This window comes from Streptococcus mitis (genome assembly GCF_946188615.1).
Classification (GTDB): domain Bacteria; phylum Bacillota; class Bacilli; order Lactobacillales; family Streptococcaceae; genus Streptococcus; species Streptococcus mitis_BZ.
Genome location: NZ_CAMHVK010000005.1, coordinates 63,067 through 76,279, shown reverse-complemented (window position 1 = coordinate 76,279; position 13,213 = coordinate 63,067). Strand labels below are relative to the sequence as shown.

The following is a 13,213-nucleotide window of genomic DNA, read 5'->3' as shown; positions in this document are numbered from 1 at the left end:
AGGAAAAACTAAGCACGATTGGATTTTTTGTGTTATAATATTCTGTGAATAGCTATGCCCTATTTTAGCTATATTGAATAGAAGTTTGAAACTTGGAAGAGAGAGGATGCGATGTAATGGCTAGAGATGGTTTTTTTACAGGCTTAGATATCGGAACTAATTCGATTAAAGTGTTGGTTGCCGAGCATAGAAATGGTGAACTTAATGTAATTGGTGTAAGTAATGCCAAGAGTAAAGGTGTAAAGGATGGGATTATCGTTGATATTGAAGCAGCAGCAACTGCTATCAAGTCAGCTATTTCCCAAGCAGAAGAGAAAGCTGGCATTTCAATCAAATCAGTGAATGTTGGTTTGCCTGGAAATCTTTTGCAAGTAGAACCAACTCAAGGTATGATTCCAGTTACATCTGATACAAAAGAAATTACAGATCAAGATGTTGAAAATGTTGTTAAATCAGCCTTGACAAAGAGTATGACACCAGATCGTGAAGTCATTACTTTTATTCCAGAAGAATTTATCGTAGATGGTTTCCAAGGTATTCGTGACCCACGCGGCATGATGGGTGTTCGTCTTGAAATGCGTGGTTTGCTTTACACAGGTCCACGTACTATTCTTCACAATTTACGCAAGACAGTTGAGCGCTCAGGTGTTCAAGTTGAAAATATTATTATTTCACCATTGGCTTTGGTTCGTTCAGTCTTGAACGAAGGAGAGCGTGAATTTGGAGCTACTGTGATTGATATGGGAGCAGGTCAAACAACTGTTGCTACAATCCGTAACCAAGAACTCCAGTTTACAAATATTCTTCAAGAAGGTGGAGATTATGTCACAAAAGATATCTCTAAAGTCTTGAAGACTTCACAGAAATTAGCTGAAGGATTGAAATTAAACTATGGTGAAGCCTACCCTTCACTTGCAAGCAATGAAACCTTCCAAGTTGAAGTAATTGGTGAAGTAGAACCTGTAGAAGTTACAGAAAGCTACCTAGCAGAGATTATTTCAGCCCGCATTAAGCACATTTTTGAACAAATTAAACAAGAGTTGGAAAGAAGACATTTGTTGGATCTTCCAGGTGGGATTGTTCTGATTGGTGGAAATGCTATTTTACCAGGTGTTGTAGAACTTGCACAGGAAGTATTTGGCGTTGGTGTCAAACTTTACGTTCCAAATCAAGTTGGAATCCGTAATCCTGCCTTCGCTCATGTGATTAGCTTGTCTGAATTTGCTGGTCAATTGACTGAGGTGAATTTATTAGCACAACGAGCAGTTAAGGGTGAGGATACTTTGCGTCACCAACCAATTAATTTTGGTGGGATGATTCAACGCGTTACGCAGGTAGCACAACCGACCCCTATTCAACCAGTTCAAAATACTGAGGTTGAGCAATCAGCTTCTACAAACGTAGTTGCTCCGAAAGAAGATAAAGTATCTTCTCAAAATAAACCAAAAATCGCAGATCGCTTCCGTGGTTTAATTGGAAGTATGTTTGATGAATAAAAGAGGAAAAATAAACTATGACATTTTCATTTGATACAGCGGCTGCTCAAGGTGCAGTGATTAAAGTAATCGGTGTTGGTGGAGGTGGCGGAAACGCCATTAACCGCATGGTTGACGAAGGTGTTGCAGGCGTAGAATTTATCGCAGCAAACACAGATGTACAAGCTTTGAGTAGTACAAAAGCTGAGACTGTAATTCAGTTAGGTCCTAAATTGACTCGTGGTTTGGGTGCTGGAGGTCGACCTGAAATCGGTCAAAAGGCAGCCGAAGAAAGCGAAGAAGCCTTGACTCAAGCTATTACTGGAGCAGACATGGTCTTCATTACTGCAGGTATGGGAGGTGGCTCAGGTACTGGTGCTGCTCCTGTTATTGCCCGCATTGCTAAAGATTTAGGTGCTCTTACAGTTGGTGTTGTGACACGTCCTTTCGGTTTTGAAGGAAGCAAACGTGGTCAGTACGCTGTAGAAGGAATCAATCAACTTCGTGAGCATGTGGATACTCTATTGATTATTTCAAACAACAACTTGCTTGAAATTGTTGATAAGAAAACTCCACTTCTTGAAGCTCTTAGCGAAGCAGATAACGTACTTCGCCAAGGTGTTCAAGGGATTACTGATTTGATTACAAATCCTGGTTTGATTAACCTTGACTTTGCCGATGTGAAAACAGTTATGGCAAATAAAGGAAACGCCCTAATGGGTATCGGTATCGGTAGTGGTGAAGAACGTGTGGTAGAAGCAGCTCGTAAGGCAATCTACTCACCACTTCTTGAAACAACTATTGACGGTGCTGAGGATGTCATCGTCAACGTTACTGGTGGTCTCGACTTGACTTTGATTGAGGCAGAAGAAGCTTCAGAGATCGTCAACCAAGCAGCTGGCCAAGGAGTGAACATCTGGCTTGGAACATCAATCGATGAAAACATGAAAGATGAAATCCGTGTTACAGTCGTTGCAACTGGTGTTCGTCAAGATCGTGTGGAAAAAGTTGTGGGCCATGCACCAAGACAAGCTGTTCGTCATGAACAAGTAAGTCCTAGTCATGCACACAATCATAATCGTCAGTTTGATATGGCTGAAACTGCAGAAATTCCAAGTCCAGCACCTCGTCGCACAGAAACTTCTCAAACTTCAGCATTTGGTGATTGGGACTTGCGTCGTGAGACAATTGTTCGACCAACTGATTCAGTGGTATCACCAGTTGAACGTTTCGAAGCGCCATCTTTACACGATGAGGATGAATTAGACACTCCTCCATTTTTCAAAAATCGTTAAGTAAATGAATTTGAAAGAAAATACAGAACGTGTTTTTCAACAAATAAAAGATGCAAGTCAGCAGTCAGGAAGAGAAGCCAATTCTGTTTCGGTTGTTGCTGTTACAAAATATGTAGACGTACCGACAGCGGAGGCTTTGCTTCCGCTAGGTGTGCATCATATTGGTGAAAATCGTGTGGATAAATTTCTTGAGAAATATGAAGCTTTAAAAGATAGAAATATTACCTGGCATTTGATTGGAACCTTGCAAAGACGCAAGGTCAAAGATGTCATTCAGTATATTGATTATTTCCACGCTTTGGATTCATTAAAGCTAGCAGAGGAAATTCAAAAAAGAAGTGACAGAGTTGTTAAGTGTTTCTTACAAGTAAATATCTCAAGGGAAGAGAGCAAACATGGTTTTTCAAGGGAAGAACTATTAGAGCTCTTGCCAGAATTGGCCACCTTAGATAAAATTGAATATGTCGGCTTGATGACCATGGCTCCTTTTGAAGCTAGTAGTGATGAGTTGAAAGAAATTTTTAAAGCTACGCAGGATTTGCAACTAGAAATTAGAGAAAAACAAATTCCCAATATGCCAATGACGGACTTGAGTATGGGTATGAGTCGTGACTACAAGGAAGCGATTGAATTTGGCTCAACATTTGTCAGAATTGGTACAGCATTTTTTAAATAGGAAAGAAAATATGTCTTTAAAAGATAGATTTGATAAATTTATAGATTATTTTACAGAAGATGGAGAAGATGTTGGTACTGCATTTCAGCCTAAAGCTGAAGAGCCGATTGTGACTCCAGTCCCTTCTGTTCAAGAGTTGCCTCAACAAGCTGGTAGCACGCCATCTAAAGATAAAAACATCACTCGTCTTCATGCCCGTCAACAAGAGTTGGCTATGCAAAGTCAACGTTCTACTGATAAGGTGACAATTGATGTTCGTTATCCACGTAAATACGAAGATGCCACAGATATTGTTGATTTATTAGCTGGTAACGAAAGTATTTTGATTGATTTCCAATATATGACAGAAGTTCAAGCACGTCGTTGTTTGGACTATCTGGATGGGGCGCGTCACGTTTTAGCTGGTAACATGAAAAAGGTAGCATCTACTATGTACCTGCTGACACCAGTTGATGTTGTCGTCAATATTGAAGACATCAAAATTCCAGATGAATCACAAAATGGTGAATTTGGCTTTGATATGAAACGTACGAGAGTGAGATAATGATCTTTCTCATTCGTTTTGTTCAAAATGCAGTGGATATCTATTCACTGATTTTAATCGTGTTTGCTCTGATGTCTTGGTTTCCTAATGCTTATGAATCACGTCTTGGACGCTTGATTATTAGTTTAGTGAAACCGATAATAGCTCCCTTGCAACGTTTGCCCCTACAGATTGCAGGTCTTGACTTGTCTGTCTGGATTGCGGTATTACTAGTTCACTTTCTAGGGGAGCAGTTGATTCGATTTTTAGTGATCTTTCTATGAACAAGATGATTTATCAACACTTTTCTAAGAATGATTCGTCTTTTATTGATAAGGGAGTAGAATGGATAAAAAAGGTAGAAGATTCTTATTCTCCTTTTTTAACACCCTTTGTAAATCCCCATCAAGAAAAGATTTTAAAAGTTCTAGCATCAACGAACGGCATCTCCTACATGAGCAGTCGGCAGTTTCTTGAAACTGAATATGTGCGGATACTCCTGTATCCTGATTATTTTGAACCCGAATTTTCTGATTTTGAACTTTCCTTGCAAGAAATAGTTTATCCTAATAAGTTTGAACGCTTAACACATGCAAAAATATTAGGAACTGTTTTAAATCAGCTGGGAATTGATAGAAAGCTATTTGGTGATATCTTAGTCAATGAAGAGAGAGCACAGATTATCATTAATCGACAGTTTACTCTCCTTTTTCAAGACGGTATTACGAAAATTGCTCGTCTACCGGTTCGTCTAGAAGAACGGGATTTTACTGAGAAGATTGATACAGTGGAGGACTATCAAGAATTAGATATTTGTATAGCTAGTTCTAGGTTAGATGTTTTTCTAGCTGGGGTCTTCAAGCTCTCTAGAAATCAGGCAAATCAGTTAATTGAAAAGCAGGCAGTTCAAGTCAATTACCATTTAGTTGAAAAATCAGATTATGCAGTTCAAGTTGGTGATTTGATTAGTGTAAGGAAATTTGGTCGATTGAAACTTGTTAGGGATAATGGGCAAACAAAAAAAGATAAAAAGAAATTAACGGTCCAATTGTTATTAAGTAAGTGAGGAAAATTATGCCAATTACATCGTTAGAAATCAAAGATAAAACCTTTAGCACACGCTTTAGAGGGTTTGATCAAGAAGAAGTAGATGAATTTTTAGATATTGTAGTCCGTGATTATGAAGATTTGGTTCGCTCTAATCATGATAAGGATTTACATATTAAGAGTTTGGAAGAGCGTTTGTCTTACTTTGATGAGATGAAAGATTCATTGAGCCAGTCTGTATTGATTGCACAAGATACAGCTGAACGAGTAAAACAAGCTGCAACTGAACGCTCAAACAATATTATCCAACAAGCAGAGCAGGATGCACAACGTTTGTTGGAAGAAGCTAAGTACAAGGCAAATGAAATTCTTCGTCAAGCAACTGATAATGCTAAGAAAGTTGCTGTTGAAACAGAAGAATTGAAGAACAAGAGTCGTGTCTTCCATCAACGTCTTAAATCTACAATTGAGAGCCAGTTAGCAATTGTTGAATCTTCAGATTGGGAAGATATTCTTCGTCCAACAGCGACTTATCTTCAAACAAGTGATGAGGCTTTCAAAGAAGTAGTAAGTGAAGTCTTAGGTGACTCTGTCTTACAACAACATCAAGAGGAAGAACCAATTGATATTACTCGCCAGTTTTCTCCCGAGGAAATGGCAGAGTTGCAAGCGCGTATCGAAGCGGCTAATAAGGAACTTGCGGAAGCCGAAGCTAGAGCTGAGCAAGAACAAGTGGTTTCACCAGCTCCGGTTGTTGAAGAAAGTCCAGCTCATCCAGTTGGTCCAATGTATGAAGAGCCAGAAGTAGCTCCAAGCCATTATTCAGGGCCAACACCAGCTACTGAAGCTGTAAACTCAGAACCAGGTTTTGCGGCACCGCAAGAATCTGTTACAATTTTATAAGAAATAATCTGAGAACAATATCTTATCCTTATATTTCCAGCGAGCAGGAGATGGTGTGAGTCCTGCATTCCCTAATGATAAGATTATCCTCTCAAACAATCAAGTCTGAATGAAGTAAGATTTGACGTTCCCCACGTTACGGGATAAGAGGAAAAAAGCTGAGTCTTTTTTCGAATAAAGGTGGTACCACGATTTTCGTCCTTTTTGGAAGTCGTGGTTTTTAATTTGTTATTATTTATAAAGGAGATACCATGAAACTCAAAGATACCCTTAACCTTGGGAAAACAGCTTTCCCAATGCGTGCAGGCCTTCCTACCAAAGAGCCAGTTTGGCAAAAGGAATGGGAAGACGCAAAACTTTATCAACGTCGTCAAGAATTGAACCAAGGAAAACCTCATTTCACCTTGCATGATGGCCCTCCATACGCGAACGGAAATATCCACGTTGGACACGCTATGAACAAGATTTCAAAAGATATCATTGTTCGTTCTAAGTCTATGTCAGGATTTTATGCTCCTTATATTCCAGGTTGGGATACACATGGTCTGCCAATCGAGCAAGTTTTGGCAAAACAAGGTATCAAACGTAAAGAAATGGACTTGGTTGAGTACTTGAAACTTTGCCGTGAATATGCTCTTTCTCAAGTAGATAAACAACGCGAAGACTTCAAACGTTTGGGTGTTTCTGGTGACTGGGAAAATCCATATGTGACTTTGACTCCTGACTATGAAGCAGCTCAAATCCGTGTATTTGGTGAGATGGCTAATAAAGGTTACATATACCGTGGTGCTAAACCAGTTTACTGGTCTTGGTCATCTGAGTCGGCTCTTGCTGAAGCGGAGATTGAATACCATGATTTGGTTTCAACTTCCCTTTACTATGCCAATAAGGTAAAAGATGGCAAAGGTGTTCTAGATACAGATACTTATATCGTAGTTTGGACAACAACTCCATTTACCATCACAGCTTCTCGTGGTTTGACTGTTGGTGCAGATATTGATTACGTCTTGGTTCAACCTGCTGGTGAAACTCGTAAGTTTGTCGTTGCTGCAGAATTATTGACTAGCTTGTCTGAGAAATTTGGTTGGGCTGATGTTCAAGTGTTGGCAACTTACCGTGGTCAAGAACTCAACCACATCGTAACAGAACACCCATGGGATACAGCTGTAGATGAGTTGGTTATCCTTGGTGACCACGTTACCACTGACTCTGGTACTGGTATTGTCCATACAGCCCCTGGTTTTGGTGAGGATGACTACAATGTTGGTATTGCTAATGGTCTTGAAGTCGCAGTGACTGTTGACGAACGTGGTATCATGATGAAGAATGCTGGTCCTGAGTTTGAAGGTCAATTCTATGAAAAGGTAGTTCCAACTGTTATCGAGAAACTTGGTAACCTCCTTCTTGCCCAAGAAGAAATCTCTCACTCATACCCATTTGACTGGCGTACTAAGAAACCAATCATCTGGCGTGCAGTACCACAATGGTTTGCTTCAGTTTCTAAATTCCGCCAAGAAATTTTGGATGAAATTGAAAAAGTGAAATTCCACTCAGAATGGGGTAAAGTTCGTCTTTACAACATGATTCGTGACCGTGGTGACTGGGTTATCTCTCGTCAACGTGCTTGGGGTGTTCCACTTCCTATCTTCTACGCTGAAGACGGTACAGCGATTATGACTGCTGAAACTATTGAACACGTGGCTCAACTCTTTGAGGAACATGGTTCAAGCATTTGGTGGGAACGTGATGCTAAGGACCTCTTGCCAGAAGGATTTACTCATCCAGGTTCACCAAATGGCGAGTTCAAAAAAGAAACTGATATCATGGACGTTTGGTTTGACTCAGGTTCATCATGGAATGGAGTTGTGGTAAACCGTCCTGAGTTAACTTACCCAGCAGACCTTTACCTAGAAGGTTCTGACCAATACCGTGGTTGGTTCAACTCATCGCTCATCACCTCAGTTGCTAACCATGGCGTAGCACCTTACAAACAAATCTTGTCACAAGGTTTTGCCCTTGACGGTAAAGGTGAGAAGATGTCTAAATCTCTTGGAAATACCATTGCTCCAAGCGATGTTGAAAAACAATTTGGTGCTGAAATCTTGCGTCTTTGGGTAACAAGTGTAGACTCAACCAACGACGTGCGTATCTCTATGGATATCTTGAGCCAAGTCTCTGAAACTTACCGTAAGATTCGTAACACCCTTCGTTTCTTGATTGCCAATACATCTGACTTTAACCCAGCTCAAGATGCAGTCGCTTACGATGAACTTCGTTCAGTTGATAAGTACATGACGATTCGCTTTAACCAGCTTGTCAAGACCATTCGTGATGCTTATGCAAACTTTGAATTCTTGACAATCTATAAGGCCTTGGTGAACTTTATCAACGTTGATTTGTCAGCCTTCTATCTTGATTTTGCTAAAGATGTTGTTTACATCGAAGGTGCCAAATCATTGGAACGCCGTCAAATGCAGACTGTCTTCTATGACATTCTTGTCAAAATCACCAAACTCTTGACACCAATTCTTCCTCACACAGCAGAGGAAATCTGGTCATATCTTGAATTTGAAGCAGAAGACTTCGTTCAATTATCAGAATTGCCAGAAGCGGAAACTTTTGCTAATCAAGAAGAAATCTTGGATACATGGGCAGCCTTTATGGATTTCCGTGGACAAGCTCAAAAAGCCTTGGAAGAGGCTCGTAATGCCAAAGTTATCGGTAAATCACTTGAAGCACACTTGACAGTTTATCCAAATGAAGTGGTGAAAACTCTACTTGAAGCAGTAAACAGCAATGTGGCTCAACTTTTGATCGTGTCAGACTTGACCATCGCAGAAGGACCAGCTCCAGAAGCTGCCGTTAGCTTCGAAGATGTAGCCTTTACAGTTGAACGTGCTGCAGGTGAAGTATGTGACCGTTGCCGTCGTATCGATCCAACAACAGCAGAACGCAGCTACCACGCAGTCATTTGTGACCACTGTGCAAGCATCGTAGAAGAAAACTTTGCGGAAGCAGTCGCAGAAGGATTTGAAGAGAAATAGGGTTGTTGTATGATACTAAGAAGGAAAAGGATTGCCAAACAGTCCTTTCCTTTTTGGTTTTGACTAGCTTTTTTGTGAAAAATTGTGTAAAATAGAATAGATAAACGAGGGAAAACCTCGGAAAATTTAAAGGAGAATCCATCTAATGGTAAAATTGGTTTTTGCTCGCCACGGTGAGTCTGAATGGAACAAAGCTAACCTTTTCACTGGTTGGGCTGATGTTGATTTGTCTGAAAAAGGTACACAACAAGCGATTGACGCTGGTAAATTGATCAAAGAAGCTGGTATCGAATTTGACCAAGCTTATACTTCAGTATTGAAACGTGCGATTAAAACAACTAACTTGGCTCTTGAAGCTTCTGACCAATTGTGGGTTCCAGTTGAAAAATCATGGCGTTTGAACGAACGTCACTACGGTGGTTTGACTGGTAAAAACAAAGCTGAAGCTGCTGAACAATTTGGTGATGAGCAAGTTCACATCTGGCGTCGTTCATACGATGTATTGCCTCCAAACATGGATCGTGATGATGAGCACTCAGCTCACACAGACCGTCGTTACGCTTCACTTGACGATTCAGTTATTCCAGATGCTGAAAACTTGAAAGTGACTTTGGAACGTGCCCTTCCATTCTGGGAAGATAAAATCGCTCCAGCTCTTAAAGATGGTAAAAACGTATTCGTAGGAGCTCACGGTAACTCAATCCGTGCCCTTGTAAAACACATCAAAGGTTTGTCAGACGACGAAATCATGGACGTGGAAATCCCTAACTTCCCACCATTGGTATTCGAATTCGACGAAAAATTGAACGTAGTTTCTGAATACTACCTTGGAAAATAAAAAATTGTAAGTCTAGAATTGATTTCTAGGCTTTTTATGTTAGTATGGTAGTATGATAAGGAATAAAAAACAAGATTATGTATTGGCCTACAAGAGACCAGCTTCAACAACATATAAGGGTTGGGAAGAAGAGGCTTTACCAATAGGCAATGGTTCTTTAGGGGCAAAAGTATTTGGGATTATAGGGGCTGAGAGGATTCAATTTAATGAAAAAAGTCTCTGGTCTGGTGGTCCACTTCCTGATAGTTCCGATTATCAGGGTGGAAATCTTCAGGACCAGTATGGTTTTTTAGCTGAGATTCGGCAGGCTTTGGAAAAGAGAGATTACAATCGGGCTAAGGAACTGGCTGAACAGCACCTGATCGGGCCAAAAACGAGTCAATATGGGACCTATCTATCCTTTGGGGATATTCACATTGAGTTTAGTCAGCAAGGTACGACTTTGTCTCAGGTTACGGATTACCAGAGGCAACTGAATATCAGTAAGGCGCTTGCGACGACTTCTTATGTCTATAAGGGAACGAAATTTGAACGTGAAGCTTTTGCGAGTTTTCCAGATAATCTCTTGGTTCAGCGCTTTACTAAGGAAGGGGCGGAAACTCTAGATTTTACTATAGAACTGTCGCTAAGTCGTGATTTGGCTTCTGATGGAAAGTATGAGGAGGAAAAATCTGATTACAAGGAATGCAAGTTGGATATTACTGATTCTCATATCTTGATGAAGGGAAGAGTTAAGGACAATGACCTGCAGTTTGCTAGCTGTTTAGCTTGGGAAACAGATGGGGATATTAGAGTTTGGTCAGATAAGGCTCAGATATCAGGAGCCAGTTATGCCAATCTTTTCTTGGCTGCTAAGACTGATTTTGCCCAAAATCCTGCTAGTAATTATCGCAAGAAAATAGATTTAGAGAAACAGGTTAAGGACTTGGTGGAGATAGCTAAAGAAAAGGGCTATGCCCAATTGAAATCAAGGCATATTCAGGATTACCAAGCCTTATTCCAACGTGTTCAATTGGATTTGGGAGCTGATGTAGACACATCCACTACAGATAATTTGCTAAAAAATTATAAGCCACAAGAGGGGCAGGCTTTGGAGGAACTGTTCTTCCAGTATGGGAGGTATTTATTGATTAGTTCTTCCAGAGATTGCCCAGATGCTCTACCAGCTAACCTACAGGGAGTCTGGAATGCGGTCGACAATCCTCCTTGGAATTCGGACTATCACCTGAATATCAACTTGCAGATGAATTATTGGCCAGCCTATGTGACTAACCTCTTAGAAACGGCCTTTCCGGTCATCAACTATATCGATGATTTGCGTGTCTATGGTCGCATAGCGGCTGCAAGGTATGCAGGAATCGTCTCTCAGAAAGGTGAGGAGAATGGTTGGTTGGTTCATACTCAAGCGACTCCTTTTGGCTGGACGGCACCTGGTTGGGATTACTATTGGGGTTGGTCACCAGCTGCCAATGCGTGGATGATGCAAACGGTTTATGAAGCCTATTTATTTTATAGGGACCAAGACTATCTCAGGGAGAAAATTTATCCCATGTTGAGGGAAACGGTTCGTTTTTGGAATGGTTTTTTACATGAGGATCAGCAGGCGCAACGTTGGGTGTCCTCTCCGTCTTATTCGCCAGAACATGGGCCGATTTCGATTGGCAATACTTATGACCAATCTCTGATTTGGCAGTTATTTCATGATTTTATACAGGCTGCTCAGGAATTGGGGCTGGATGGGGATTTGTTGACTGAGGTCAAGGAGAAGTTTTACTTGCTTAATCCTCTTCAAATCACTCAATCTGGTCGAATCAGGGAGTGGTATGAGGAGGAAGAGCAGTATTTTCAAAAGGAGAAAGAGGAGGCCCAGCATCGGCACGCTTCCCATCTAGTGGGACTCTATCCTGGCAATCTCTTTAGCTATAAGGGACAAGAGTATCTTGTAGCGGCGCGTGCTAGCCTCAATGATCGTGGAGATGGCGGCACAGGCTGGTCCAAGGCTAATAAGATCAATCTTTGGGCGCGTCTAGGAGATGGCAATCGAGCCCATAAATTATTAGCAGAGCAGTTAAAGTCATCCACCTTGCCAAATCTTTGGTGTAGTCATCCTCCTTTTCAGATAGATGGTAATTTTGGTGCTACTAGTGGCATGGCAGAAATGTTGCTCCAGTCTCATACAGCTTATCTGGTACCTCTAGCCGCCCTACCCGATGCATGGTCAACAGGTTCTGTTTCAGGCTTAATGGCACGTGGACATTTTGAAGTTAGCATGAGTTGGGCGGATAAAAAACTCTTACAGTTGACCATTTTATCAAGAAGTGGGGGAGATTTGCGAGTCACTTATCCAGGCATTGAGAAGAGTGTGATTGAAATGAATCAAGAAAAAGCAGAAGTGAAATGCATGGGGAAAGATTGTATTTCAGTGGCAACAGCAGAAGGTGATCTGGTTCAATTTTATTTTTAAGAAGATGTTATACTCTTCTAAAATCAAATTCAAACCACGTCAGCTTTATCTGCAACCTCAAAGCGGTGCTTTGAGCAACCTGCGGCTAGCTTCCTAGTTTGCTCTTTGATTTTCATTGAGTGTTAGAAGGCAGTAATTTGAAACTGCCTTTTAATAAGGATTTGAGAATGTAAGCAGTTTCCAACTAGTTGAAAAAGCGTTATAATGGTAGTAGGAAGTAATTTGTTTGAGAGAGGGTGGGTCTGATGGCTTATATTGAGATGAAACACTGTTACAAGCGTTATCAGGTTGGGGACACGGAGATTGTGGCTAATCGCGATGTGAATTTTGAAATTGAAAAGGGTGAATTGGTGATTATTCTAGGTGCATCTGGTGCAGGCAAGTCAACGGTTCTTAACCTTCTTGGGGGAATGGATACCAATGATGAGGGGGAAATCTGGATTGATGATGCTAATATTGCAGACTATAGTTCCTACCAGAGAACCAATTACCGCCGCAATGATGTCGGCTTTGTTTTTCAGTTTTATAATCTAGTTTCCAATCTAACCGCTAAGGAAAATGTGGAGTTGGCTTCAGAAATCGTGACAGATGCCTTGAATCCTGAACAGGTCTTGACAGATGTAGGTCTGGCTCATCGTCTCAATAACTTTCCAGCCCAGCTTTCTGGAGGGGAGCAACAGCGAGTCTCCATTGCACGCGCGGTAGCTAAAAATCCTAAAATTCTCCTTTGTGACGAACCGACAGGCGCCTTGGATTATCAGACGGGCAAGCAGGTTTTGAAAATTCTGCAAGATATGTCTCGTCAAAAGGGAGCGACGGTAATCATCGTGACTCACAATGGAGCTTTGGCGCCCATTGCTGATCGCGTGATTCATATGCACGATGCCAGTGTCAAGGATGTGGTGAGGAACCAGTATCCTCAGGATATCGACAGTTTGGAGTACTAGC

General features: G+C 41.1%; 11 protein-coding genes. All 11 read left to right on the top strand.

Going from position 1 to position 13,213, the window contains the following annotated elements:
• Positions 1 to 116: 116 nt before the first annotated feature.
• Positions 117 to 1,496: a cell division protein FtsA gene (ftsA, locus tag OCF95_RS06185; RefSeq protein ID WP_261015401.1), complete on the top strand. Its 1,380-nt coding sequence runs from the start codon at positions 117 to 119 to the stop codon at positions 1,494 to 1,496.
• A 17-nt stretch (positions 1,497 to 1,513) separates the two neighbouring features.
• Positions 1,514 to 2,770: a cell division protein FtsZ gene (ftsZ, locus tag OCF95_RS06180; RefSeq protein ID WP_024057151.1), complete on the top strand. Its 1,257-nt coding sequence runs from the start codon at positions 1,514 to 1,516 to the stop codon at positions 2,768 to 2,770.
• A 4-nt stretch (positions 2,771 to 2,774) separates the two neighbouring features.
• Entirely contained in the window at positions 2,775 to 3,446 is a 672-nt protein-coding gene (locus OCF95_RS06175) for a YggS family pyridoxal phosphate-dependent enzyme (protein WP_049551304.1), read from the top strand.
• A 10-nt stretch (positions 3,447 to 3,456) separates the two neighbouring features.
• Positions 3,457 to 3,990 carry a cell division protein SepF gene (locus OCF95_RS06170; RefSeq protein WP_049544859.1) on the top strand — a complete coding sequence of 178 codons (534 nt, stop codon included), beginning with the start codon at positions 3,457 to 3,459 and terminating at the stop codon, positions 3,988 to 3,990.
• Positions 3,990 to 4,253 (top strand): YggT family protein, encoded by a 264-nt coding sequence (locus tag OCF95_RS06165; protein ID WP_049546529.1) that lies wholly within the window; start codon positions 3,990 to 3,992, stop codon positions 4,251 to 4,253. The genes OCF95_RS06170 and OCF95_RS06165 overlap by 1 nt, the downstream gene beginning before the upstream one ends.
• Positions 4,250 to 5,035 carry a YlmH family RNA-binding protein gene (locus tag OCF95_RS06160; RefSeq protein ID WP_214615049.1) on the top strand — a complete coding sequence of 262 codons (786 nt, stop codon included), beginning with the start codon at positions 4,250 to 4,252 and terminating at the stop codon, positions 5,033 to 5,035. The genes OCF95_RS06165 and OCF95_RS06160 overlap by 4 nt, the downstream gene beginning before the upstream one ends.
• An 8-nt stretch (positions 5,036 to 5,043) precedes the next feature.
• A complete protein-coding gene (locus OCF95_RS06155; protein ID WP_315899055.1) occupies positions 5,044 to 5,919 on the top strand; it encodes a DivIVA domain-containing protein in 876 nt (291 codons plus the stop codon).
• Positions 5,920 to 6,170: 251 nt separating this feature from the next.
• Positions 6,171 to 8,963, top strand: coding sequence for an isoleucine--tRNA ligase (gene ileS / locus OCF95_RS06150; protein ID WP_261105076.1), 2,793 nt, complete (start codon positions 6,171 to 6,173; stop codon positions 8,961 to 8,963).
• A 145-nt stretch (positions 8,964 to 9,108) separates the two neighbouring features.
• Positions 9,109 to 9,801 (top strand): phosphoglycerate mutase, encoded by a 693-nt coding sequence (locus tag OCF95_RS06145; protein WP_000240129.1) that lies wholly within the window; start codon positions 9,109 to 9,111, stop codon positions 9,799 to 9,801.
• A 52-nt stretch (positions 9,802 to 9,853) separates the two neighbouring features.
• A complete protein-coding gene (locus tag OCF95_RS06140; RefSeq protein ID WP_261105075.1) occupies positions 9,854 to 12,265 on the top strand; it encodes a glycoside hydrolase family 95 protein in 2,412 nt (803 codons plus the stop codon).
• A 245-nt stretch (positions 12,266 to 12,510) separates the two neighbouring features.
• The gene (locus OCF95_RS06135; protein WP_261105074.1) at positions 12,511 to 13,212 is read left to right on the top strand and encodes an ABC transporter ATP-binding protein; all 702 of its coding nucleotides are present in this window, start codon (positions 12,511 to 12,513) and stop codon (positions 13,210 to 13,212) included.
• Position 13,213: the final 1 nt, after the last annotated feature.

Excerpts from the sequence above, each read along its gene's own strand:
- ftsZ (WP_024057151.1), top strand. The coding sequence starts at position 1,514 with ATGACATTTTCATTTGATACAGCGGCTGCTCAAGGTGCAGTGATTAAA.
- OCF95_RS06155 (WP_315899055.1), top strand. The coding sequence starts at position 5,044 with ATGCCAATTACATCGTTAGAAATCAAAGATAAAACCTTTAGCACACGC.
- OCF95_RS06135 (WP_261105074.1), top strand. The coding sequence starts at position 12,511 with ATGGCTTATATTGAGATGAAACACTGTTACAAGCGTTATCAGGTTGGG.
- OCF95_RS06145 (WP_000240129.1), top strand. The coding sequence starts at position 9,109 with ATGGTAAAATTGGTTTTTGCTCGCCACGGTGAGTCTGAATGGAACAAA.
- ileS (WP_261105076.1), top strand. The coding sequence starts at position 6,171 with ATGAAACTCAAAGATACCCTTAACCTTGGGAAAACAGCTTTCCCAATG.
- OCF95_RS06160 (WP_214615049.1), top strand. The coding sequence starts at position 4,250 with ATGAACAAGATGATTTATCAACACTTTTCTAAGAATGATTCGTCTTTT.
- OCF95_RS06175 (WP_049551304.1), top strand. The coding sequence starts at position 2,775 with ATGAATTTGAAAGAAAATACAGAACGTGTTTTTCAACAAATAAAAGAT.
- ftsA (WP_261015401.1), top strand. The coding sequence starts at position 117 with ATGGCTAGAGATGGTTTTTTTACAGGCTTAGATATCGGAACTAATTCG.
- OCF95_RS06170 (WP_049544859.1), top strand. The coding sequence starts at position 3,457 with ATGTCTTTAAAAGATAGATTTGATAAATTTATAGATTATTTTACAGAA.
- OCF95_RS06140 (WP_261105075.1), top strand. The coding sequence starts at position 9,854 with ATGATAAGGAATAAAAAACAAGATTATGTATTGGCCTACAAGAGACCA.
- OCF95_RS06165 (WP_049546529.1), top strand. The coding sequence starts at position 3,990 with ATGATCTTTCTCATTCGTTTTGTTCAAAATGCAGTGGATATCTATTCA.